Genomic DNA, 21,214 nt, shown 5'->3' on the forward strand with positions numbered 1-21,214 from the left:
CCGGCGCCGGGTGCGGTTCCAGCGGCGGCCGAAGAGCCGAGAGGGAGGAGAAGGGCGGCATCAAAGACGCGTAAAGATTGCCGGAACACGGCAATGACGTGGTCACGGGCCGCATGTGACTATTCGTCCTACCGAAGCTCAGCGACGGGCGAGAGGGGGACGGCACGCATGGCCTGGTTCATCGGGCTGGGTATCACGGGGGTCGTGCTGCTCGCCCTGTCGCTGATCTTCGACGGACTGCTGGAAGGCGCGTTCGACGGAGTGCTGGACGGCGTCCTGGAGGGGTGGCTGTCGCTGCCGGTCGTCGCCGGGTTCACGGCGATGACCGGCTTCGGTGGGGCCATCGTCCTCGGTGCCGGCTGGGCGGGCCCCGCGGGTGCCGCCGGGGCCGGCGCGGTCGCCGGGGTGGGGGCCGGCTGGCTGACGTACCGCTTCAGCCGTGCGCTGATGCGGGATCAGACCGCTGTCACACCCAGTACGGACGACCTGCTCGGCACGTCCGGCAAGGTGGTGACCGCCATCCCCGCGGACGGTTTCGGCGAGGTGCTGCTCCGGCTCGCCGGCCAGCCGCTGAAGTGCGCGGCGCGCAGTGCGGGGCCGGTGGCCCGGGGCGCCGAGGTGTGGGTCGAGGCGGTCCCGACCGGTACGTCGGTCGTGGTGCGCCCGGTGGACCGCTGAGCGGGCTCCTCTCCCTCCCCTTTTCTCCTTCTTTTTGTTCTGTGTGTTCCGTGATCTGTGATTCGGGGGCGTTGCCATGAGTCCTGTCGTCATCGCGGTGCTGGGAGTCGTCGTACTCCTGGTGCTGCTCGCGCTGGTGGTGGTCAGCCGCTACAAGGTGGCCGGGCCGAGCGAGGCGTTCATCATCACGGGACGGCGCGGCAAGAAGTCGACCGATCCGGAGACGGGCCGGGTGTTCACCGACAACAGCGGCCAGAAGGTCGTGGTCGGCGGCGGTGTCTTCGTCGTGCCGTTCGTGCAGCAGAGGTTCACGCTGGACCTCTCCTCACGGCACATCCCGGTCGCCGTGCGCGGCGCGGTGACGCTGCGCGGGGTCAAGGCCAACCTGGAAGGTGTCGCGATCGTCAAGGTCGGCGGCACGGAGGACGCGATCCGCGCCGCCGCGCAGCGGTTCCTGATGCAGCAGGACGGCATCGTCGGCTTCACCCAGGAGGTGCTGTCCGGCGCGCTGCGCGCGATCGTCGGCCGGATGTCCGTGGAGGACGTCATCCGGGACCGGGCCGCGTTCGCCGGGCAGGTCGCCGAGGAGGCGGAGGCGAGCCTGTCCGGGCAGGGCCTCGTACTGGACGCCTTCCAGATCCAGGACATCACCACGGAGGGTTCCTACCTGGAGGACCTCGGCCGTCCCGAGGCGGCGCGGGCCCGGCAGGAGGCCGACATCGCCGAAGCGGTGGCCCGGCGGGCCGCCGAGCAGGCACGGCTGAAGGCCGAGGAGGAGATCGCGGTCGCGCAGCGGACCCTCTACCTGAAGCAGGCCGAGATCAAGGCCGAGACCGACCAGGCGTCGGCCCGCGCCAACGCCTCCGGCCCCCTGGCACAGGCGGCCCGGGAGCAGGAGATCCTCACCGAGCAGGAGAAGGTCGCCGAGCGGCAGGCCGCGCTGAAGGACCGCCAGCTCGACACCGAGGTGCGCAAGCCGGCCGACGCCAAGCGGTACGCGGCCGAGCAGGAGTCGGAGGCCCGCCGGGTGGCACGGGTGAAGCAGGCGGAGGCCGAGCGGTCGGCCGAGATCGCCGCCGCCCAGGCCGAGGCCGAGCGGGCCCGGCTCACCGGTGAGGGCGAGAAGCAGCGGCGTGGCGCGCTGGCCGAGGCGGAGGCCATCGAGGGCCTCAAGCAGGGTGAGGCCGAGCGTTCCCGGCGTGTGGCGATCGCCGAGGCCGTACGGCTGGAGGGCGAGGCGGAGGCCGCGGCGATCGGTGCCAAGGGTTCGGCCGAGGCCGAGGCGATGCGGCAGAAGGCCGACGCCTTCGGGAAGTACGGCGACGCGGCCGTGCTCCAGATGCTGGTCGAGGTGCTGCCGCAGGTGGTGGCCAAGGCGGCCGAGCCGCTCGCGGCCGTGGACAAGATGACGGTCATCTCGACGGACGGCGCGAGCCGGCTGTCGCGCACGGTCGCCGACAACGTGGCGCAGGGCATGGAACTGCTGGGCTCCACCACGGGCGTCGACCTGCCGGCCCTGCTGAAGAACATCACCGGGCAGGCCGCGAAGGCGGCGGACGGGCCGGGTCAGCCGGGTCAGCAGGGGCAGCCGGGACAGCCGGCGGGGGCGGACCCGCAGCTCAACGGCAAGGTGGAGATCACGGGCTGATCCACCGGTCCATCCATCCACCCGCCGCCGCCGCTGCTGTTGCCGCCGCCTCCGGTCGGCCCGCTCAGATCTCCTGAGCGGGCCAGCCCAGCAGCCGCGCCCCGATGACCGCGGTCTGCAGGGTGTAGCGGTGCACCGGATCGGCGGGGTTGGCCCCGGTCAGTTGATGGATGCGGTCCAGCCGGTAGGTGAGGGCCCGCACACTGAGCGCGAGGCGCCGGGCGGCCTCGGCCGCGGTGCAGCCGGCGTCGAAGTACGTCTCCAGGGTCCGCAGCAGCGGTTCGGCCCCGCCGCGGGCCCCGCGCAGCGGACCCAGCACGCTGACCACGAGGTCGGCCATGGCCTGCCGGTCGCGGGTGAGCACCGGGTAGACGAGCAGGTCGGCGGCGCGCAGCACGGGCTCGTCGAGTTCCAGCCGCTCGGCGAGTTCGAGGGTGCTCAGCGCCTCCTCGTAGCTGTGCACCACGCCGCCCGCGCCGTTCTGAGGGCGCCCGATGGCCACCCGGCTGCCGTCCGTGGCGGCGTACGCCTGCTTGGCGAAGAAGGAGAGGACGTCGTCCTGGTCGCCGGGCGCGATGCAGATCAGCTGCCCGTTCTTGGTGGTGATCAGGATGCGCCGGTCGCCGAAGCGGGAGATGAGCGCGGTCTCCACGAGCCGGGTGACCTGGGCGGTGTCGTCGTACGCCTCGGGTCCCTCGGCCACCGCGACGGCGTGGGCGCGGGAGAGGACGAGTCCGAAGCGCTCGGCCCGTTCGGCGAGCCGGCCCAGGTCACTGCGTCCGTAGAGCAGGTCGTCGATGAACTCCCGCCGTGCGGCCTCCTCCTGGCGTACGGCGAGACGCTGCGCGCGTTCGTATCCCTCGGCGAAGGCGTCGACGGCCTGGGCGACGGCGGCCAGCACACTGTCCGCGACACCGGTGCCGGAGGCCGCCGTACCGCCGCCGGGCCAGGACGCGCGCGTGGCGTCCAGGTGCAGCCGTACGAGACTGCGCAGACTGTGACCCGCCTCCGCGGCCTGCTCGCCGAAGAACCGCCGGCTCTCCAGCTCGTCACGGTTCAGCCGACGCCCGGTGCCGGCGACCTGCGCGAGGATCTCGGCGTACCCGGTCAGGTACGTCTCCTGCTCGTCCGCCCCCCGGTCGTCCGACCGCTGCTGTTCCGACCGCTGCTGTTCCGCCTGCCGCTGAGCTGGCTGTCTCTGGTCCGTCTGGTGGTCCGTCACGCCGCGCCTCCCCTGCCGTTCACGCCCGGTGTGCGGTGTCCGGCAACGTGAGGGTAGTCAAGGCTGCCGGAAACCGGCAACGCGCGAAGGCCTGGTCAGCGGCTGTCCTCCGCTGCTTCCGGCGGCCTCGGCGCCGACGCCTCACCGCCGGGTGTCACGGCTGCTGGTGCGGCTGCTGCTGCGACGCCCCGTACGCCTGACCGCCGAGACCGCCCTGGCCGCTCACGGCCTGCGTCTGGAGCTGTTCGGCCTGCTCCTTGCTCACCTGCTGCTCGGCGCCGCAGAAGGTGCACTGCGTCAGGTACTTCGTGGAGAACGGGAACAGCGGCACGAAGAACAGCGTGAACTTCGAGACGCGCTTCCTGAGCGTGTGCGCGGAAGGGTTGCCGCACTGGCCGCACACCAGCGTCAGTATCGCGAGCTGGTAGAGGTATCCCTTGGTGCCGAAGATGATCACGAGACGTCCTTCCCGGGTCGGTCCCCCGCGGGCACGCAGGGCACGCAGATCTTCTCCCAGATTGCGCCCGGGCGGGCCCGGGAGGCCACCCGCGACCGATGTCACTCTTCGGCGTGCGCGCCCTTGGCCTCCCAGCGCAGCAGGTCCCCCGGCTGGCACTCGAGTACGTCGCAGAGCGCGGCGAGCGTCGTGAAGCGCACCGCCTTGGCGCGGCCGTTCTTGAGTACCGCCAGGTTGGCGGGGGTGATGCCGACACGGTCCGCGAGGTCGCCCACGGACATCTTGCGCTTCGCCAGCATCACGTCGATGTCGACGACGATCGGCATCAGATCACCTCTGCCAGCTCGGCCCGCATCCGCGCCGCCTCGATGTCGCGCGCGACGGCCTGGGCGAGCAGCATCCGCAGGACGAGCACGACCAGCGCGACGCCGAGGACCGCCACGACGACCCCGCCCAGCAGGAGGACGACGCCGGGTGCGACGGCCTCGCCCGGCGCCAGGACGACCGCGAGCGCGAAGACCAGGAGCGCGGCGGCGACGAAGGCACCGATCACGACATGGACGTACCGGAAGGCGCCGAGGGAGAAGACGGTGCCCCGGCGCACCATCGTCACCAGCCGCCAGACGCAGACCAGCACGACCTCGGCCGCCGCGGCGCCCAGGACGACGATCAGGAACACCGGCGTGCGCACGGCCGCGAGGGCGGCGTCGGGATCACCCGATCCGGCCGCCAGCAGCCAGACCAGCACCGCCTGGATGAACACCGCCCCGGCGAGCAGTACCCCGACCACACCGCGCAGCGCGAGCACTGTCAGCTGACCCATCGCCCCTCCTTCAATCGAATCACGATGGGAATCTATCGACTAACGATAGGTGAGGCAAGATGTACAGGTCTCGTCCGGTCACATGTGGGCTCCGTACCGGATAGCGCGCGCCCCGTGGACAAGGAGAGGCTGGAGCCGACCCGCCCACCCTTCACCCTGTCCCGGACGCTCCGGGGTGGGACGGCCACGTATGCGCGGCTGCGCCACTTCGTCCTGGTGTGATCGGTGACGTTCCCACCTCGCAAGGAGAGCAGATGGCCCGCCCGACCGACCGCGTCGCCTGCCCAGGGCCCCGCGCCGGGAGGAGGACACCATGCCCGGATCCGACGACCAGCGGCTCAGTGAGATCGAGTCCCGCCTGCACCGCGACGACCCCCGGTTCTCCCACGCCCTCGACACCGGCCGTCCCTGCCGCCCCCGCGAGTACCGCCACCGCGGGGCCTGGCTGCTGCTCGCCACCGCCCTGGCGGTGCTGGGCACCGGCCTCGCCCTGGCCCACGGGCTGCTCATCGCCACCGGTCTGGTCCTGGCGGGCGTGGCCGGGGAACTCCTCGACCCGCACCGGCGCACGCGCGCGAACCGGTACCCCCCGCCCCGCTTCTGGCCCCGCTGACCGCGGGCCGGCCCCGGACGGCTCGGGGCCCGGTCGATGACCCTGTCCGAGCTGTACCTGACCCTGCTGATCGGCGGCACGGTACTGCTGGCCAGCATCGCCGCCGCCCGCGCCGCCCATCGCGTCGGCCTGCCCAGCCTGCTGCTGTTCCTCGCGGTCGGCGTCATCGCCGGCGAGGACGGGCTGGGCCTGAACTTCGACGACGCGCAACTGGCCCAGGCGCTCGGCACCGCCGCCCTGGCGATCATCCTGGTCGAGGGCGGCCTCACCACCCAGTGGGGCGACGTCAAGCGCCTGCTCGCCCCCGCCGGCGTGCTCGCCACGGCGGGCGTGGCCGTCTCCGTCGCGGTCACCGCGGCCGGCGCCCACTGGCTGCTGGGCATGGACTGGCACCTGGCCCTGCTGCTCGGCGCCATCGTCTCCTCGACCGACGCCGCCGCGGTCTTCGCCGTGCTGCGCTCACTGCCGCTGCCGCAGAAGGTGACGGGGCTGGTGGAGGCCGAGTCCGGATTCAACGACGCCCCCACCATCATCCTGGTCCTGATCTTCGCCACCACCACCGCCGGCGACCTGCCCGGCCCCGCCCCGGTCGTCGGCGACCTGCTCTACCAACTGGTGATCGGCGGCACCCTCGGTGTACTGATCGGCCGTCTGGGCGCCGCCGCCCTGCGGCACATCGCCCTGCCCGCCACCGGCCTGTACCCGCTCGCCACGGTCGGCTTCGGCATCGTCGCGTTCGCCGCGGCCGGCGCCGTCAACGCCAGCGGCATCATCGCCGCCTACCTGTCCGGTCTCGTACTCGGCAACGCCAAGCTGCCGCACCGAGCCGCCACCCGCTCCTTCGCCGAAGGCGCCGGCTGGCTGGCCCAGATCGGCCTGTTCGTCATGCTCGGCCTGCTCGTCGACCCGAGCGAACTGCCCTCCGCGATCCTCCCCGCACTCCTCGTCGGCCTGGTCCTGCTCCTGGTCGCCCGGCCCGTCTCCGTCCTGCTCTGTCTCCTCCCCTTCCGCATCCCCTGGCGCGAGCAGGCGTTCATCTCCTGGGCGGGCCTGCGCGGCGCGGTCCCCATCGTGCTCGCCACCTTCCCGATCGTCGAAGGGGTCACAGGCGCCGGCGACGTCCTGAACATCGTCTTCGTCCTCGTCGTCCTGTTCACCCTCGTCCAGGGCCCCACCCTGCCCGCCGTCGCCCGGCGCCTGGGCCTGGCCCGCTCCGACGCGCTGCGCGAGATCCAGGTCGAGACCGCGCCCCTCGACGTCCTGGACGCCGACCTGCTCACCGTGACCATCCCACCGGGCTCCCGCCTGCACGGCGTCGCCGTCTTCGAACTGCGGCTGCCGCACCCGACCGTCGTCACGCTGATCGTCCGGGGCGACACCACCCTGGTGCCCGACCGCGACACGGTGCTGCACTCCGGGGACGAGCTGCTGCTCATCACCACGCCGGAGGTCCGGGAGGCAACGGAACGCCGCCTGCGCGCCATCGGCCGACGCGGCAAGATGGCCCGCTGGCTGGGCGAACACGGCGCCCCCGAGTCGGAGCCCGCCGCGCCGCGTGAGTCGTGAATCACCGAAGTCCGCACGTTCCGTTGATTCACGTATCGGATGGAAAGCGCCACTGTGCGTAATAGGTCGTGCGGTAAACTTCTTTACCGAGCCGTGACGCTCCCTTGAGCGGTTGGGTGCTCATTTCGCACAGCTCGATCGCGGCATTCGATACGAGGTACGAGGGGGGACGCGCCATGGACCGAGCCGTCCCGGCCCGCAGGACCGTACGGATCGACAACACCGCTCGTGACAGCGTGCCAGACGCGAGCGGTGCGGCTCCCGGGGCCTGACCTTCCGGTACCTGCCGGTTCCACCTTCCGGTGCCTTCCGGCTTCCCACGGCTCGAAGCGCCCGCCGACCGTCACCGGCTGAGCCCCGCCTGCCGACCCCATGCCGTTCGCGGCCCCGGCCGAACCGGTCGGCCACCCGCCCGGCCGACCCGCCCGGCCCCGGTCTCGCTCAGCGGCAGGGCACGCACGCCGAGCACGCCGCACGACCTCACACCCCACCCGCCGCACGACCTCACACCCCACCCGCCGCACCCCCGCGCCCTCGCATCACGCCCCTTCGCATCTCACCACCCCGCACCACGCCACCCCGCACCACGCCACCCCGCACCACGCCACCCCGCACCACGCCACCCCGCACCACGCCACCTTCGGCTGCCCCGCCGTGCCTCGGAGGGCTCTCGCCCGCTCACCGGCCGCCCTCCACCGCCGCTCGCTGCCGAGAAGGCACAGACGCCGTCGCCGAATCGAACCGGAGGACAGACGCCCGTGCACAACACGACTGCCATGCTCATCGAGCTGGGAGCGATCATCCTCGCCCTGGGGCTGCTCGGCCGCCTCGCCGGCCGGGTGGGCTTCTCGCCCATCCCTCTCTACCTGCTGGCCGGGCTCGCCTTCGGTCACGGGGGCCTCCTGCCCCTGCAGGCCAGCGAGGAGTTCGTCGCCACCGGCGCCGAGATCGGCGTCATCCTGCTGCTGCTCCTGCTCGGTCTGGAGTACAGCGCCTCGGAACTCGTCACCAACCTCAAGACCCAATACCCCTCCGGCGCGGTCGACTTCGTCCTCAACGCGGTGCCCGGCGCCGCGGCGGCACTGATCCTGGGCTGGGGCCCGGTGGCCGCCGTGGCGCTCGCCGGCGTCACCTGGATCTCCTCCTCCGGGGTGATCGCCAAGGTCCTCGGCGACCTGGGCCGGCTCGGCAACCGGGAGACCCCCGTCGTCCTCGGCGTCCTCGTCATCGAGGACCTCGCCATGGCCGTCTACCTGCCGATCCTCACCGCCCTGCTGGCCGGCGTCAGCCTGGCCGGAGGCACCGTCACCCTGCTGATCTCCCTGGGTACCGTCGGCGCCGTCCTCTACGTCGCGCTCCGCCACGGACGGCTGATCAGCCGCGCGGTCTCCTCGGACAACGCCGAGATGCTCCTGCTGGTCGTACTCGGCCTCACCCTCCTCGTCGCGGGCCTCGCGCAGGAGCTCCAGGTCTCCGCGGCGGTCGGCGCCTTCCTGGTCGGGATCGCCCTGTCCGGCGAGGTCGCCGAGGGCGCCAGCAGCCTCCTCACCCCGCTGCGTGACCTGTTCGCCGCCGTCTTCTTCGTCTTCTTCGGCCTGTCCACCGACCCCGCCGACATCCCGCCCGTCCTTGTCCCCGCCCTCCTCCTCGCCGTCGTCACGGCACTCACGAAGGTCGCCACCGGCTGGTACGCCGCACGCCGCGCGGGCATCCAGGGGGGAGGCCGATGGCGGGCGGGCGGCACCCTGGTCGCCCGGGGTGAGTTCTCCATCGTCATCGCCGGACTCGCCGTGGGCGTAGAGCCCCGCATCGGCCCGCTGGCCACCGCCTACGTCCTCATCCTCGTCGTCGTCGGCCCGCTGACCACCCGCTTCACCGAGCCACTGGCCCGCCGCCTCACCCGCCGGACCACCTCGAAGGCACCCGGTCCCGTCCCCGCCGACACGGAGCCGACCTCGAAGCCGACCGCGGAGCCGACCGCCGAGTCCGAGCACGCCAACGCCTGAGCGGCGGCCCACTGCGGCAGCACGGTGACGAGAGGCATGACCGTGCACGACGCCCACGGCGCGTGCCCGGACGGCTGCGCACGGCTGATCGGCGGACGCCTCCGCCGATCAGCCGTGACCCTCACTCCCGGCCGAGTACCTCCACCGCGGCATCGACGCCCTCACGCGTCCCGATCACGATCAGCGTGTCACCACCGGCCAGCCGGAACTCCGGCCCGGGAGACGGGATCGCCTCGGCCCGCCGCAGTACGGCCACGATCGACACACCGGTTTCCGTACGCATCCGGGTCTCTCCCAGCGCGCGCCCGCTCCAGTGGGACGTCCGCGACAGCCCGACCCGTTCCGCGACCAGCCCCAACTCGGTCGTCGACAGAAGACTGGGACTGTGATGGGCCGGCATGAGCGCGTCGACGACCGCCGCCGCCTCGTCCGCGGCCAGTCGCACCGACATCGCGCGGTCGTCCGGATCGTCCCTGCGATACGTGCTCAGCGTCCGGGCCCCGTCCGGTTCGGCCACCACCGACAGCCGGCGCCGCTCTCGCGTGACCAGGTCGTAGCGCACCCCGATCCCCGGCAACGGCGTCCTGCTCGTACGCGCAGTACCCACGGCTGTCTCCCTGTCTCCCCGCCCGCGCCAGGCTGTGTTCCGGCAACCCGGGACACCCTAGAGTGCCGGTGGCGCGTCCACTCCCAGGGGTTGGGAACGGCCGCCCGGGCGGCCGGCACGCCCACCGGACGGCAGGACGACGTGGGCGGAAGTGGCCTCCCGGTGTTCGGGCGCCGGACGCCCGAACACCGGGAGACCCTGAGGACAAGGCCCGTAGACTCCGCGCGCATGACGGACGATTTGCGATGCACGGTGCTCGGCAGCGCGAGCCCGTACCCCCAGGCCGGGAACCCGTGCTCGGGATACCTCGTCGAGGGCGCCGGCACCCGGCTGTGGCTGGACGCCGGCAGCGGCACGCTCGGAGCGCTGCGCGCACACATACGCCTGGACCAGCTCGACGGCATCTGGATCTCCCACCTGCACGCGGACCACTGCTCCGACCTGCTGACCGCGTACTACGGCCTCCTGTACGCGGACGTCGAACTCGCCGCGCCCGTCCCCCTCTTCGGCCCCCCGGGAATCGCGGACCGGCTCGCCGGCTTCCTCACCAACGGGCCGCGGCGGAGCCCGGTGGAGGACGCCTTCCAGGTCGTCGAGGTGCGTGACCACCACCGCGCCCTGGTCGGCGGACTCGCTCTGACCAGCCGGGCGGTGGCGCACGGGATGCCCGCGTTCGGGGTCCGTGTCGAGACCGAGGACGGCGCCTGCCTCGCCTACTCCGGGGACACCGCCCCCTGCGAGGCGCTCACCGCGCTCGCCGACGACTGCGCGGTGCTGCTGTGCGAGGCGGACTACGCACACACGCCACAGGCCGGCACGGAGGCCGTCCACCACACCCCGGAGCAGGCGGGCACGAGCGCGGCCGTCGCCGGTGCGCAGCGCCTGGTCGTCACCCACCTCGGCCCGTCCCTGCCCCCGGCGGAGGCAGTGACCCGGGCGAGCACGCGCTACGACGGCCCGGTCGAGTACGCCGCTCCCGGCCACACCTTCGGGGTGCCGGGGAAGCCCGGGGGCTGACCGGGACGGACCGTGCCCCTCGCTCCGCGAGCCGGTGCGCCGTCCGCAGCCTGGTCAGGCCGTGGGTGTGGGCCCGGGCGGCAGATGGACGGTCATGATCAGATGGCAGGTCTCGTCCCCCGCCCCGCGATAGGTGTGGGGGACGTCGCCGTCGAACGTGGCGGTCTGCTCGGCTGCGACGGGGTGCTCCGCGCCGTCGACCACCAGGACCATGCGCCCCGTGGTGACGCTGACGGTCTCCACGACACCGGCCTGGTGGGGGTGGCTGGGGTACTCCTCGCCAGGCTCCAGACGCCACCGCCACACCTCGACCGGGGCGGGGCCCGACGTCGTCAGCATGAGCCGGGCCTCACTGCCCCGCTCGCCCGCCCACAGCGGCATCACGGCGCCGGCCGAGACCACGCGGACGCGCCCTTCGGCCGGACCGTCCATCAGCGCGGAGACCGAGACGCCGAGCGTGTCGGCCAGCCTGACCAGGGTCGCGAAGTTCGGATTGCCCTGCGCCTTCTCCAGACCGACCAGGGCGCCCTTGCTGACCTTGGCCCGGCGGCCGAGCTCGTCCAGGGACAGACCGGCGCGCGTGCGAGCCGAGCGGACGTTGTGCGCGAGCGTGCGCAGAGCCACCTCTGTCTCGGTCACCTGGTCGCCATCCCATCGGTCGGTCAGTGGAAAGTGCCACTCGGTCGTTCGGTTGACAGAGTGCGGTCGTTCCGTTGTACGGTCTAGTCGTTCTACTGTAATCGTAAAGGATCGTCCCGTGACAGCTCCGCTGCCGGCCCTTGGCAGCTCGCCGGCCTGCGGATGCGTCTGCTTCCTCGGCGGCCCGGGCGCCGCTCGCCGCGAACGCCGGTGACCTCGCCGTCGTCGCCGTGATCACTGCCCTGAAATCCGGCCGGCACGGTCCTGCGCGACCGCGGCGTGCTCGCCGACCGAGTCCACAGGGGGCAGCGCGTCGGCCTGGGCGCAGCCGCGTTCGCTGCCAGCCACCTTCGCCTTCGCCTGACCGCCCCGCGCACTTCAAGGAGCCCCGCATGTTCATCCAGCCCTGGGACGCGGCCCTGGACGAGGCCGAATGGCAGACCTGGATCGCCGACGGTCACGACTTCGGGCTGCTCAGCGTCAACGGCCTGTCCGGCCACGCGCCCACCACCGTGCCCACCCACTTCGTCCCGGACGGCGACGAGCTGCTGATCCATCTGGCCCGGCCGAATCCGGTCTGGGGGCCGATCGAGTACGACCCGAACGTGACGTTCACAGTGATCGGCGACTACGCCTTCGTCCCCGGTCCCTGGCGCGCCAAGCCCGGCACGCCGCCCACCGAAGGCGTGCCCACCAGCTACTACGCCGCCGTCCAGTTCGTCTGCCGGGCCCGCATCGTCGATGATCCGGAAGCCAAGGCCGAGCTACTGCGCCGACAGATGGCCCACTTCCAGCCCGACGGCGACCACGCCCCCGTCGAGGCCGGTCAGGCGCCGTACGGGCGGATGCTGCCCGGAATCCGAGGTCTGAAGCTGACGGTGACGGAGGTCCGGGCCAAGTTCAAGTACGACGACCACAAGCCCGTAGAGCACCGTGCCACCGTCGCCGACCGTCTTACCGACCGCAAGCAGGCCCTCGACGAGCCCACGGCCCGCCAGCAGCGGCGCCGCCTGGACCGCATCGGCCCCTGGAAAGCCTGACCCCGCCACCCCGCCACCCCGCCACCCCGCAAACCGCCACCCGCAGCCCACAGTCCGCCCGCCCGCAGCCCACAGTCCGCCCGCCCGCAGCCCACAGTCCGCCCGCCCGCAGCCCGTCACCCCGCCCCACATCGGAACGGAGCCCACCCATGACCGCCTTCCGCCTCGCCCTCGACGTCGCCCACGCCTTCCCCGACACTCTCATCGCCGTGGTCACCGCCGACGGGCTGCGCGGCCACGAGCCCTGGCCCGGCAGCGCCGCCGCGCTCGACGAGCTCGAGCAGCGGCTGGCCGCCGGCGCCTGGGCCCCCGCCGACGAGAGCGACCCGAGGATCGAGGCGTGGCACACCGCCTACCGCGCCTTCGGCACCAACCCGCGCCGCATTCGCCCCAGCGTCGACGCGCTCGGCCGCCGCATGGCCAAGAAGGGCAGCCTGCCGCGCATCAACCCGGCCGTCGACACCTACAACGCTGTCTCCGTCCACCACGGCCTGCCCGCAGGAGCCTTCGACCTCGACCACGTCACCGGCGCCGTGGACATCAGGTACGCGGACGGCACCGAGGAGTTCACCCCGCTCGGCGAACCCGGCACCACCGAGAACCCCAAACCCGGCGAGGTCGTCTACACCGACGCCACCGGCGTGCTGACCCGCCACTGGAACCACCGTGACGCCCACCGCACCCGCGTCACCGAAGACTCCACCCGCGTCGCCTTCGTCCTCGAAACCCTCCAGGCCACCCGTGACGGCCACCTCCTCAAGACCGCCGCCGAGGAACTGACCGGCCTGTTGTCGCCGCACTCCACGCGGACGCGCACGTACCACCTCAGCCCGGAGCAGCCGGAAGTCACTGTGTGAGCTCGTCGGCCACCCAAGGCGCCCGAGGAACCAGAGCTAGGCTCGTGCCCGAACACGGTCACCGACGAGGGGGTTCCGAGGCATGGACGGAAGAGTGACGGCGGTCAGCAGCAACGGGGAGTACTCGTTCACCAAGCCGAACCGGGACAGCGTCAGATTGCTCGCCGGGCTCGGTGTGGAAGGGGACGTGCACGCCGGTGTGACGGTCAAGCACCGCTCGCGCGTCGCGCAGGACCCCACCCAGCCGAACCTGCGCCAGGTCCACCTCATCCACGAAGAGCTCTTCGCCGAGGTCGGCGAAGAAGGCTTCGAAGTGGCGCCCGGCGAACTCGGCGAGAACATCACCACCCGTGGCATCGACCTGCTCGGCCTTCCGGTCGGCACACTCCTGCGCATCGGCGACTCCGCGGTCCTGGAAGTCACCGGCCTCCGCAATCCCTGCCTGCAGATCGACAACTTCCAGGCCGGGCTGCTGAAGCAGGTCGTCGGCCGCGACGAGGCCGGGAACACCGTACGCAAGGCCGGAGTCATGAGCGTCGTGAGGGAGGGCGGTGTGGTGCGCCCCGGCGACCCCGTCCGAACCGAACTCCCCAGCGGCCCGCACCGCCCCCTGGACCGGATCTGACCAGCTCGCCGAACAGTCCGTGACATGACGACGGCCACACGGGTTCGCGAGGTGTGAGGCCCAGACAGACCCGCACCCTCCCGGGCCCGGCCACCAATCGGCTCCCAAAAGACCCCAGAAACCACTCAGGGGCCCGACCCGCTAAGCGGATCAGGCCCCTGACCTGGTGTCTCACTGTCGGGGTGGCGGGATTTGAACCCACGACCTCTTCGTCCCGAAGCAACTTGGGCGAGAGCGCGACCTTGGGCTGGTGTGTCCCTCACCTGGTGCGATGCTCCACGAGCGTGCGTGGTTGTCCGCCGCTGTCCGTCGGCGTTGTCACGCAGTTAGACACGCACCCAGCAGGCGCTACGCGAGCTTCAGTCGCCCGCGAACCACAGGTAACTGCCGGAAGTGGCTGCGCACTCACCCAGCATCCTCGCGAGGTCGTCCAATGCGGCGAGCTGACGCTCGTCACTGCATCTCTGCTTCAGATCGCCAATCTCACGGACGGCGGCTGCAGCCTCCTGCTCGTTCATCAACGTGTCCCCGTACAGATCGACGGCAGTGAGCCTCCCGGGTACGCCGAGGAGCTCAAGCGAGCCGAGCGCATCGGCCAGAGCGTCGCCATGCCCGTAGGAAGTCTGCAATAGCGTCGCGCGCCAGTTCTTGCGCGCCGGCCGTGATGAGTGCAGCTCCAGATCAATCCCCATGCCTCATGATGCACACGCTGTGCTGTTGGACAGCTGCTCGTGACCTGCGCGGCCACACGTGGTCAAGGCCCGCCGCTCACAAGTGTCTTCTTGCCCTGGGTCTTGCCGGGGATCTTGGTGAGCTGGGTCCTTGCTGCTCAGAGTCGGTGGGTCCGTGCGCCTGGTGGTCGTCGTTGGTCGTCATTGGCCACTGTCGAGCGGCCTCGGACGGCCCAGGGACGGCCCAGCTTTGGCGCACTCTGCTGACGGCCGGCACTTCGATATGACCCATCTGAACCTCAGCCGACGACAGTCAGCCACGATGGCGGGTGCGCCAACCGACCACGCACGCGTATGCCTCGCCGCACCCCCATCGGTCTCAGCCACGCTGCCGCTCCCGTCGGCCACAGTAAGCCCGGGCGGCGAGCCCGCATTGGTGCTGCCTGAGCCCTCAACTCGGGTTCTTCCGGCGCGGAAACGCTGCTGAGCTGTGGTGGAGGGGCATCAGCCCGTTGAGAGCCGTCGAGTGGTTCCCCGTGGTTTCCCTACGATCTTTGATTGAGGTCGGCAGACAGTACGCAGGCGCGCGCCGCCAGCTCAGTTCCGTGATGCACGGTACCAACCCCAATCACGTCGACTACGGTGAACGCATGCAGAGTTCAGAGCTATCCGTCCAAGGTCAGAACCTCCACCAGCTCTACAACCAGTACTACAAGAACAAACTCCTTGTCGACCGTCGCTATCAGCGAAAGCTCGTCTGGACGCGCGACGAAAAGGAAAAGCTCATCGACTCCGCGGTCAACAAGCTGCCGATCCCTCTAATCCTCCTAGCCCAGCGAAGGAAGGGAGGGGCGGAAATCCTTGAGCTAATCGATGGACTTCAGCGTCTCGAAGCATTTTTCTCCTTCATGGAGAACAAATATGCTTATAAAGGTGAATACTTCGACTTGGCCACAACGGGTGACACCTTGGCTAAGTTGCACTCTGGCGAGCTTAGTCAAAAGGAACCCGTGATGTCGCGTGAGACATCCTTGGAGATAGCCAACTATCAAATCCCCGTCTCGATTTATCGCGATGCGGCAACCTCGTCGATCGACGAGGTGTTCCGGCGAATTAATAGTGGCGGGAGACGCCTGAGCCTGCATGAGATTCGGCAGGCAGGTGTAACGGGGCCGCTGTCAGATGTAGTGCGACGCACTAGCGCCACCATTAGGGGCGACGGAACTTTCGCCGAGGCTTTGACCCTCAGCGAGATGGAAAAGCTCTCCATCTCACGGAGGGATCTTGAATACGGCCTAGACCTAGACCGAATCTTTTGGACGCGGCACAACATTATTGGCGCAGATGACATTCGCTCATCCGGTGACGAGGAGATGGTTTTGGACCTTGTTCTCGACGCCATCCTTACCCCCTGGCCTACAAGCGGGTGGCAGAATCGAGATGTGGCATACGGCTTGCCGCGAAAAATCAAGTCGGCTTCTCCAGATGAAGTTAACGCAGCCATTGTGGCTATCGGTGTCGAAAACTTGCAACAACGCATCGTGGCAGTGATCGAGCTTCTGGATGAAGCCATGCGCGACCACGGCCCTCTCGGTCGCCATATGGTCCACCTGGAGACCTACGAGAAGGGCACGCGCCGGCAGTTTCAGGCAGTCTTTTCTGTCATCTACGAACTCACCTTCATCGACGAGATGCAGCCTCTCTCAATGGAGGCTATTCGCAACGTCTTGGACAACTTCTGGGGGCGCGACCTTGCCATTCCAACCGGAGGGAGCGCATGGGGTAAGGATGAGAAGGCCAAACTCTATCCGCAAGTAAAGCGGCGCATCAAAAAGGCCTTCTTTAAACCCGAGCCTAAAACCATCACCAAGCAGCTCAATGCGCGCCTTCTGGTCGAAAGTTACCTGCAGGGCCCGGTTAACGAGGATCCCCTCGTCGAGCTCAAGCAAGGATTCTGCGTACTCTCGAACCCGCCCACCGAGAATACGGATCTATTTGACGAAGTAATGCAGACCGCAGTCGGCATGGCAAACTGGAGCCGCGATGCAACCGGCCTCATCCTGATCGGGGTCGCAGACAAACCATCTGCGGCACATCGATCGACAGAACTCTTCGGCGTAACTCCAGTTGAAATTCACGGGCAGTACGTAGTGGGGACCGAGGAGCAGATCTCCCACTTGGGTCACGGCATCGATTCCTGGTGGCTCAAATGGCAGGAAAAAATTAAGTCAGCCCCAGTGGACTCTGACTTCTCGGCCGACCTCGTGCACAGCTTTAGCCCTCTCGTCTGTGATGGAAAAGTCCTTTGGATTATGAAGCCCCGATCACTCGGCAAGCCCATTTCGTACAAGAACAGGTTTTTCGTGAGGGTCGGCGCCTCAACGCATGAAATGGAAACTGATGAGTTCCTCTCTCACATCTCTCGAAACTTCTAACTCAACACGTTGCGGGGGGCGTCTATAGGTTGCACTGTTACCTCGGATCCGAGACCCGAAATGTTGGTGGAGCGGCTTTTCTGCGAGTGATCACGGACCCGTAGGCTCCAGTGCGTCAGGCAGTCTTTGGACTTGCCCGGTGAGGGGCACGACATTGGGGCCATGATCTTCGAGGCTCGTGCCAGAGTGACTGCTCATATCCGTGGATCCGTCCGTCCCAACCGCGGCGTATCCGTTGTGCGGCAAGCGGCTGATCGCTGTACGCGTGGCGCGGGCGCCGGCCGGGCTGGAGCGGGGCGGAGACAGGAGCGCAGGCCCGGCCGGGGGCCGGGCCGCGCGCGGTGAGCGGAGCGAGCCGCCTTGAACCAGTATAGAAAGTTGTAACTCAGGTGGCGTCTGGGATGCGCCAGAGTGGAGTTGCGTACTGCTCCGGGTGGCTGGAAAGCAGGAGTTGGCGCAGGTCGCTGCGCTGAGAGCCGTTGAGGTTCAGGACCTCGGTGAGGTGGCGGAACGTTGTGTGCGTGACGCCGCGGGCGTGGGCCTCCGACTCGAACTGGGCGAGTTGGCGCAGCACTGCTTCCGTGTCGAGTGCCACCGGCGGCTGGTCCTTCAACCACGTGGCCTTGTTGCGCTCGTAGACGATCTCGGAGAAGCCGCAGATCTCGCGGCTGTGGGCCTCTACCTCATCCAAGGTCGTCGTCACCATGATGGCTCGGGCCAGAGCGTTGTGGCTCAGAGCCTTGTCCAGGTCGACTTCGTGTAGCTGTGGGCTGGCTTCCGTGAGCGGTACAGGCAGGCCGGCGTCGCGTACCTCGCAGATGCCGCGGACTCCGCGGGCCGTCGCCGCGAGCATGCCCGTGGCTTCGGAGGGGTGCCATTCCAGGACGCTGCTGATCGGGGCTACGTCCTCCGCCGTGAAGGTGTGGACGACGGGGCCCAGGAGCGAGCGAAGGTCGTCTGCCGACAGTTCGCCGTCCAGGCCGGGGCCCGCGACCAGGAGTCGGACAGGTGCGTCTACGCGGCAGCACGCTGCAAGGGTCAGTGCGTCGGCGAGTGGGCTCTTGAGGGTCGGTTCGTCGCCGCGGGCGAGGATGTCTCCGCCGACGTCCAGGAGGTCGATCGACTCCGGCGTCAGGTGGGCGATCAGCTCCTCCAGCTGGTTCGTCACGCCTTCGACTCCGTGCTGCGGGTCGAGAAGGGCGAACGTCTGGGGAAGCTCGGATGCGAGGCGGGGCAGAGTAGACCCTGCGGGAGCGATCGGGCGGGCCGTCGCCGGCACTGACCGGACGGACCGGGTGACGGTTTCGAGACCGGTGAAGTCGTGTGCGCTGCGGGGGCCCGGTACCGGGTCGACCAAGAGACGGTCCCACGCGTAGGTGAGGATCACCGCCTGGTCCTCGTCGCCGTACTGGGCGGCGTGAAGCATTGCGGCGGCGACTGCGTCGCCCCCTCCTCCTGCTGCGACGATCAACCGCGTCATGTGGTCAACATTACGGGTTCTGGTATTAGCCACTCACTCTATAGTGGCTAGAGGCCATAGCCACTTGGACGAGGAGGAGTCGTGCCGCAGATCGAGGAGGCGCAACCGAAGTATCTCCAGATCGCTCACCACATCCGCGATCAGATCCTTCGGGGCGACCTACGAGCGGGTGACGAGGTGCCGTCGGAACGGCAGTTGGCCGCTGACTGGAAGGTTTCCCGCCCGACCGCGGCCCGCGCCCTGGAGGCGCTGAGTCATCAGGGGCTCGTCGAGAAGCGGCAAGGTTCGGGTACGTACGTGCGGAGTCTGGAAGTCAACAGGCGTGCACGGGAGTTGTACGGCCGGGCTCGTCAGACCGGGAAGATCTACACGCCTGGTGAGTACGCGGTGATCACCTCGGCGGGCTGGATGGACGCCCCGGATCACGTTGCTGAGGCTCTCGGGTTGGTGAAGGACCGCCGGGCCGTGCATCGCCGGCGCGTGACCAACAACCAGGATGGCCCCATCACGTTGTCGACCTCGTGGTTCGCGCCCGATGTCGGTCAGCGCGCGCCCAAGCTCACGGATCCTGGGCGGATTCAGGAGGGGACCCTGATGTACGTCGAGAACACGACGGGACGGCAGGGGAGTTACGCCGAGGACCGGATGTGCGCCCGGGGTGCCACCGACGAAGAGGCCGCCGACCTGAATCTCGAACCGGGCTCCGCCGTGCTGGTCGTTCACCATGTCGTCTACGACATGCAGGACCGGCCGTTGGAGTTCGCCGAGGCCACGTACCCGCCGCGCCGTTGGGCGTTCGAGCAGGGCTACCCGCTGACGTGACCTGACTGATAGTCAGTTGCGCGAACCGCTTGCGCGCCACAAGTGGCCAATGCCACTATCCAGTAAGTGGCTAAGGCCACTTACTGGAAGGGGGCACGGCGTGGCAGGTCGGCGACCGGATCAGGGCACGCGCTCAGCATGCCGAGGATGCCGGGGACGCGGTTGGAAGCGCGTCGGTTCGCGTACGTCGGTGGCGCTCGCCGCCGCCAACGACCGCACCCGTGTCTCATCGAAGCGGCGCTGCCTCGACTGCGACGGCAGCGGCAAGGAGTGAGCGCGGATGACCTACCGGTTCAACCGCTGTCCCAGCGAGGAATCACCATGGCTCGGGGCGTTGACCCTGCACCCGGTTCCGGAGTCCGTCCCCCGGGCTCGGCGCTGGTTCCGAAAGTTCATCGCCCCGTACAACCCGGCCTGCTCGGTCGACGACTGCGCGCTGCTGATCTCCGAGCTGGTGACGAACGCCATCCTGTACGGACGGGCCGACGAGGAGTGGTGCGTACGCGTGGAGTGGTTCCGGGAGGGAACCTCGCTGCGTGTGGAGGTGCACAACCCCGGCTTTCCGGTGAACGTGCGTCTTCGCCGGCCGGACGCCGACGACGCCCACGGGCGCGGACTGCTCCTGGTCGACTCCATCGCGGAGTCCTGGCACTCCGGGCCCAGCCGCTTCGGCGGCACGGTGGTCGCCTTCCTGATGACCGATGCGTGGCCTGCCTGAGGGAGGCGTCCCCCGCTCCTACACCTGCCCGGGGATTGTCGCTAGTCTGGTTGACCAGTTGACTTGGCCAATCTTGACGGGCGGCGTGCATGGGATATGAGGTGGAGGCCCCCAAGTACGTGCGCCTCGCACAGACCATTCAGGGTCGCATCGAGGACGGCACGTACCCGCCCGGCACCCGCGTCCCCAGCGAGAACCAGCTTGTGCAGGCGTTCGGGATGTCCCGGCCCACGGTCGTGCGAGCTCTGGAGCTGCTGAAGCGTGACGGCTGGCTGGAGTCCCGGCAGGGGTACGGAACCATCGTGCGCGGGCGTCCTGCGGACGTCGAGGAGAGGGAGCGCCGCGGGCGGGGTGTGCTGGCTCGGGACGAGTCGCAGACTCCCGGACGACTCGTGGAGGTCGGGGAAGTGCCGGTGCCGACTCGTGTGGCCTCGGCTCTTGGTCTGCCCAAGCGCGCCAAGGTTCTGATGCGTCGCCTCCTGGTCGAGAAGGACAGCGAAGCTGTGGAGCTGCTCTCCTCCTACTTCCCCGCCGGCCTGGTCGAGGGCACCGACCTGGCGAGCGCCGACGCGCTGAAGTCCGGGACGCGGGCGCACCTGGAAGCACGTAAGAAGGTCCGCTTCGACCACGTGACGGAGCGGGTCTCGGCTCGTCTGCCCGACGCTGCCGAACGCGAGCTGTTGGACCTGCCGGACGGTGTGCCCGTCCTGAGCGTCCTCGTGATCGCCTGCGACGCCTCTGGGCGAGCACTCCAAGTGTCTGACGTGCTGCTGCCTGCCGACAGGCAAGAGCTCGAAGACACCTACCGCCTGAACTGACCGGAATCGCGGGCGTGTTCACCCCGCATGTCGCTTGACAAGTCAACCTGTCATCCCTAGCTTCGAACTTGCTAAGTCAACTTGTCAGGTGGCAGGTTGCCGACTCTGAAGGAGAAATCTGTGCGTGTGATCCGCATTGACGCCTCGTCCGCCACGGTCCTGCTCACCGAGCCGCCGGCCCCGAAGGTGCGGGACCGGAAGACCGGGGAGATCGCCAAGGACGCCGTGAGCGGCGAAGCACTGATGACGGTCGGCGTCGTCTACATCGACGAGGGCGAGTCGTCGCTGATCCAGGTCACCATCCCGGAGAGCGGCGTCACGGACGGTCTGACCGTCGGGGCTCCCGTTTCCCTCCCCGGTCTGGTGGCACGTCCCTGGGAAAGCGTCTTCAACGGCCAGCAGCGGCACGGCATCGCCTACCGCGCCACCGCCGTCGCCGCGGGCGCCTTCCCGATGGCTCAGGCGGGCTGAC

22 protein-coding genes are annotated in these 21,214 nt (G+C 69.3%); 14 read left to right on the forward strand and 8 right to left on the reverse strand.

Going from position 1 to position 21,214, the window contains the following annotated elements:
• Positions 1-168: 168 nt before the first annotated feature.
• Entirely contained in the window at positions 169-678 is a 510-nt protein-coding gene (locus QC283_RS26275) for an NfeD family protein (protein ID WP_279564160.1), read from the forward strand.
• 76 nt (positions 679-754) lie between these two features.
• Complete coding sequence (locus QC283_RS26280) at positions 755-2,326, forward strand: flotillin family protein (protein ID WP_279564161.1); 1,572 nt, start codon at positions 755-757, stop codon at positions 2,324-2,326.
• A gap of 64 nt (positions 2,327-2,390) precedes the next feature.
• Here QC283_RS26280 and QC283_RS26285 read toward each other — a convergent pair whose 3' ends face one another.
• The 4 genes from QC283_RS26285 to QC283_RS26300 form a co-directional block, all read right to left on the reverse strand.
• Positions 2,391-3,437 (reverse strand): PucR family transcriptional regulator, encoded by a 1,047-nt coding sequence (locus QC283_RS26285; RefSeq protein ID WP_279564304.1) that lies wholly within the window; start codon positions 3,435-3,437, stop codon positions 2,391-2,393.
• Between the two features lie 265 nt (positions 3,438-3,702).
• Positions 3,703-4,005 (reverse strand): zinc-ribbon domain-containing protein, encoded by a 303-nt coding sequence (locus QC283_RS26290; RefSeq protein ID WP_279564162.1) that lies wholly within the window; start codon positions 4,003-4,005, stop codon positions 3,703-3,705.
• Positions 4,006-4,106: 101 nt separating this feature from the next.
• The gene (locus tag QC283_RS26295) at positions 4,107-4,331 is read right to left on the reverse strand and encodes a helix-turn-helix domain-containing protein (RefSeq protein WP_279564163.1); all 225 of its coding nucleotides are present in this window, start codon (positions 4,329-4,331) and stop codon (positions 4,107-4,109) included.
• Positions 4,331-4,828, reverse strand: a complete 498-nt coding sequence (locus QC283_RS26300; RefSeq protein ID WP_279564164.1) for a DUF2975 domain-containing protein — start codon at positions 4,826-4,828, stop codon at positions 4,331-4,333. Before QC283_RS26300 ends, QC283_RS26295 begins: the two co-directional genes overlap by 1 nt.
• A gap of 313 nt (positions 4,829-5,141) precedes the next feature.
• Here QC283_RS26300 and QC283_RS26305 point away from each other — a divergent pair, with 313 nt between their 5' ends.
• The 3 genes from QC283_RS26305 (at position 5,142) to QC283_RS26315 (ending at position 9,013) form a co-directional block, all read left to right on the forward strand.
• A complete protein-coding gene (locus QC283_RS26305) occupies positions 5,142-5,441 on the forward strand; it encodes a DUF3040 domain-containing protein (RefSeq protein WP_279564165.1) in 300 nt (99 codons plus the stop codon).
• Positions 5,442-5,477: 36 nt separating this feature from the next.
• Positions 5,478-7,007, forward strand: a complete 1,530-nt coding sequence (locus QC283_RS26310; RefSeq protein WP_279564166.1) for a potassium/proton antiporter — start codon at positions 5,478-5,480, stop codon at positions 7,005-7,007.
• Positions 7,008-7,765: 758 nt separating this feature from the next.
• Positions 7,766-9,013, forward strand: coding sequence for a cation:proton antiporter (locus QC283_RS26315; protein ID WP_279564167.1), 1,248 nt, complete (start codon positions 7,766-7,768; stop codon positions 9,011-9,013).
• Positions 9,014-9,134: 121 nt separating this feature from the next.
• Here the strand turns inward: QC283_RS26315 and QC283_RS26320 are convergent, their stop codons facing one another.
• Complete coding sequence (locus QC283_RS26320) at positions 9,135-9,620, reverse strand: cation:proton antiporter regulatory subunit (protein ID WP_279564168.1); 486 nt, start codon at positions 9,618-9,620, stop codon at positions 9,135-9,137.
• A gap of 228 nt (positions 9,621-9,848) precedes the next feature.
• On the opposite strand from QC283_RS26320, the gene QC283_RS26325 reads away from it, so the two are divergent.
• Positions 9,849-10,637, forward strand: a complete 789-nt coding sequence (locus tag QC283_RS26325; protein WP_279564169.1) for an MBL fold metallo-hydrolase — start codon at positions 9,849-9,851, stop codon at positions 10,635-10,637.
• Between the two features lie 54 nt (positions 10,638-10,691).
• On the opposite strand, the gene QC283_RS26330 is transcribed toward QC283_RS26325, so the two are convergent.
• Positions 10,692-11,276, reverse strand: a complete 585-nt coding sequence (locus QC283_RS26330) for a helix-turn-helix domain-containing protein (RefSeq protein WP_279564170.1) — start codon at positions 11,274-11,276, stop codon at positions 10,692-10,694.
• Between the two features lie 392 nt (positions 11,277-11,668).
• On the opposite strand from QC283_RS26330, the gene QC283_RS26335 reads away from it, so the two are divergent.
• The 3 genes from QC283_RS26335 to QC283_RS26345 all read left to right on the forward strand — a co-directional run bounded on the left by QC283_RS26335 (position 11,669) and on the right by QC283_RS26345 (position 13,798).
• Entirely contained in the window at positions 11,669-12,316 is a 648-nt protein-coding gene (locus QC283_RS26335) for an FMN-binding negative transcriptional regulator (protein WP_279564171.1), read from the forward strand.
• A gap of 149 nt (positions 12,317-12,465) precedes the next feature.
• Positions 12,466-13,173, forward strand: coding sequence for a B3/B4 domain-containing protein (locus tag QC283_RS26340; protein ID WP_279564172.1), 708 nt, complete (start codon positions 12,466-12,468; stop codon positions 13,171-13,173).
• A gap of 82 nt (positions 13,174-13,255) precedes the next feature.
• Complete coding sequence (locus tag QC283_RS26345) at positions 13,256-13,798, forward strand: MOSC domain-containing protein (protein ID WP_279564173.1); 543 nt, start codon at positions 13,256-13,258, stop codon at positions 13,796-13,798.
• A gap of 359 nt (positions 13,799-14,157) precedes the next feature.
• On the opposite strand, the gene QC283_RS26350 is transcribed toward QC283_RS26345, so the two are convergent.
• Complete coding sequence (locus tag QC283_RS26350) at positions 14,158-14,490, reverse strand: hypothetical protein (RefSeq protein ID WP_279564174.1); 333 nt, start codon at positions 14,488-14,490, stop codon at positions 14,158-14,160.
• Between the two features lie 533 nt (positions 14,491-15,023).
• Here QC283_RS26350 and QC283_RS26355 point away from each other — a divergent pair.
• A complete protein-coding gene (locus QC283_RS26355; protein WP_279564175.1) occupies positions 15,024-16,904 on the forward strand; it encodes a DUF262 domain-containing protein in 1,881 nt (626 codons plus the stop codon).
• 385 nt (positions 16,905-17,289) lie between these two features.
• On the opposite strand, the gene QC283_RS26360 is transcribed toward QC283_RS26355, so the two are convergent.
• Positions 17,290-18,384: a DUF1152 domain-containing protein gene (locus tag QC283_RS26360; protein WP_279564176.1), complete on the reverse strand. Its 1,095-nt coding sequence runs from the start codon at positions 18,382-18,384 to the stop codon at positions 17,290-17,292.
• An 81-nt stretch (positions 18,385-18,465) separates the two neighbouring features.
• On the opposite strand from QC283_RS26360, the gene QC283_RS26365 reads away from it, so the two are divergent.
• The 4 genes from QC283_RS26365 to QC283_RS26380 all read left to right on the forward strand — a co-directional run bounded on the left by QC283_RS26365 (position 18,466) and on the right by QC283_RS26380 (position 21,213).
• A complete protein-coding gene (locus tag QC283_RS26365) occupies positions 18,466-19,206 on the forward strand; it encodes a GntR family transcriptional regulator (protein ID WP_279564177.1) in 741 nt (246 codons plus the stop codon).
• 280 nt (positions 19,207-19,486) lie between these two features.
• Positions 19,487-19,924: an ATP-binding protein gene (locus QC283_RS26370; protein WP_279564178.1), complete on the forward strand. Its 438-nt coding sequence runs from the start codon at positions 19,487-19,489 to the stop codon at positions 19,922-19,924.
• A gap of 89 nt (positions 19,925-20,013) precedes the next feature.
• Positions 20,014-20,742 (forward strand): GntR family transcriptional regulator, encoded by a 729-nt coding sequence (locus tag QC283_RS26375; protein WP_279564179.1) that lies wholly within the window; start codon positions 20,014-20,016, stop codon positions 20,740-20,742.
• Positions 20,743-20,862: 120 nt separating this feature from the next.
• On the forward strand, positions 20,863-21,213 hold the full coding sequence (locus QC283_RS26380; RefSeq protein ID WP_279564180.1) for an SCO3933 family regulatory protein: 351 nt from the start codon (positions 20,863-20,865) through the stop codon (positions 21,211-21,213).
• Position 21,214 lies beyond the last annotated feature (1 nt).

This window comes from Streptomyces sp. DH41 (assembly GCF_029813785.1).
Taxonomy (GTDB): Bacteria; Actinomycetota; Actinomycetes; order Streptomycetales; family Streptomycetaceae; genus Streptomyces.

What these genes read in the sequence shown, in the direction of transcription:
- QC283_RS26375 (WP_279564179.1), top strand. Translation starts at nt 20,014, where the DNA reads ATGGGATATGAGGTGGAGGCCCCCAAGTACGTGCGCCTCGCACAGACC.
- QC283_RS26340 (WP_279564172.1), top strand. Translation starts at nt 12,466, where the DNA reads ATGACCGCCTTCCGCCTCGCCCTCGACGTCGCCCACGCCTTCCCCGAC.
- QC283_RS26295 (WP_279564163.1), bottom strand. Translation starts at nt 4,331, where the DNA reads ATGCCGATCGTCGTCGACATCGACGTGATGCTGGCGAAGCGCAAGATG.
- QC283_RS26275 (WP_279564160.1), top strand. Translation starts at nt 169, where the DNA reads ATGGCCTGGTTCATCGGGCTGGGTATCACGGGGGTCGTGCTGCTCGCC.
- QC283_RS26280 (WP_279564161.1), top strand. Translation starts at nt 755, where the DNA reads ATGAGTCCTGTCGTCATCGCGGTGCTGGGAGTCGTCGTACTCCTGGTG.
- QC283_RS26300 (WP_279564164.1), bottom strand. Translation starts at nt 4,828, where the DNA reads ATGGGTCAGCTGACAGTGCTCGCGCTGCGCGGTGTGGTCGGGGTACTG.
- QC283_RS26345 (WP_279564173.1), top strand. Translation starts at nt 13,256, where the DNA reads ATGGACGGAAGAGTGACGGCGGTCAGCAGCAACGGGGAGTACTCGTTC.
- QC283_RS26325 (WP_279564169.1), top strand. Translation starts at nt 9,849, where the DNA reads ATGACGGACGATTTGCGATGCACGGTGCTCGGCAGCGCGAGCCCGTAC.
- QC283_RS26350 (WP_279564174.1), bottom strand. Translation starts at nt 14,490, where the DNA reads ATGGGGATTGATCTGGAGCTGCACTCATCACGGCCGGCGCGCAAGAAC.
- QC283_RS26370 (WP_279564178.1), top strand. Translation starts at nt 19,487, where the DNA reads ATGACCTACCGGTTCAACCGCTGTCCCAGCGAGGAATCACCATGGCTC.
- QC283_RS26310 (WP_279564166.1), top strand. Translation starts at nt 5,478, where the DNA reads ATGACCCTGTCCGAGCTGTACCTGACCCTGCTGATCGGCGGCACGGTA.
- QC283_RS26335 (WP_279564171.1), top strand. Translation starts at nt 11,669, where the DNA reads ATGTTCATCCAGCCCTGGGACGCGGCCCTGGACGAGGCCGAATGGCAG.
- QC283_RS26305 (WP_279564165.1), top strand. Translation starts at nt 5,142, where the DNA reads ATGCCCGGATCCGACGACCAGCGGCTCAGTGAGATCGAGTCCCGCCTG.
- QC283_RS26360 (WP_279564176.1), bottom strand. Translation starts at nt 18,384, where the DNA reads ATGACGCGGTTGATCGTCGCAGCAGGAGGAGGGGGCGACGCAGTCGCC.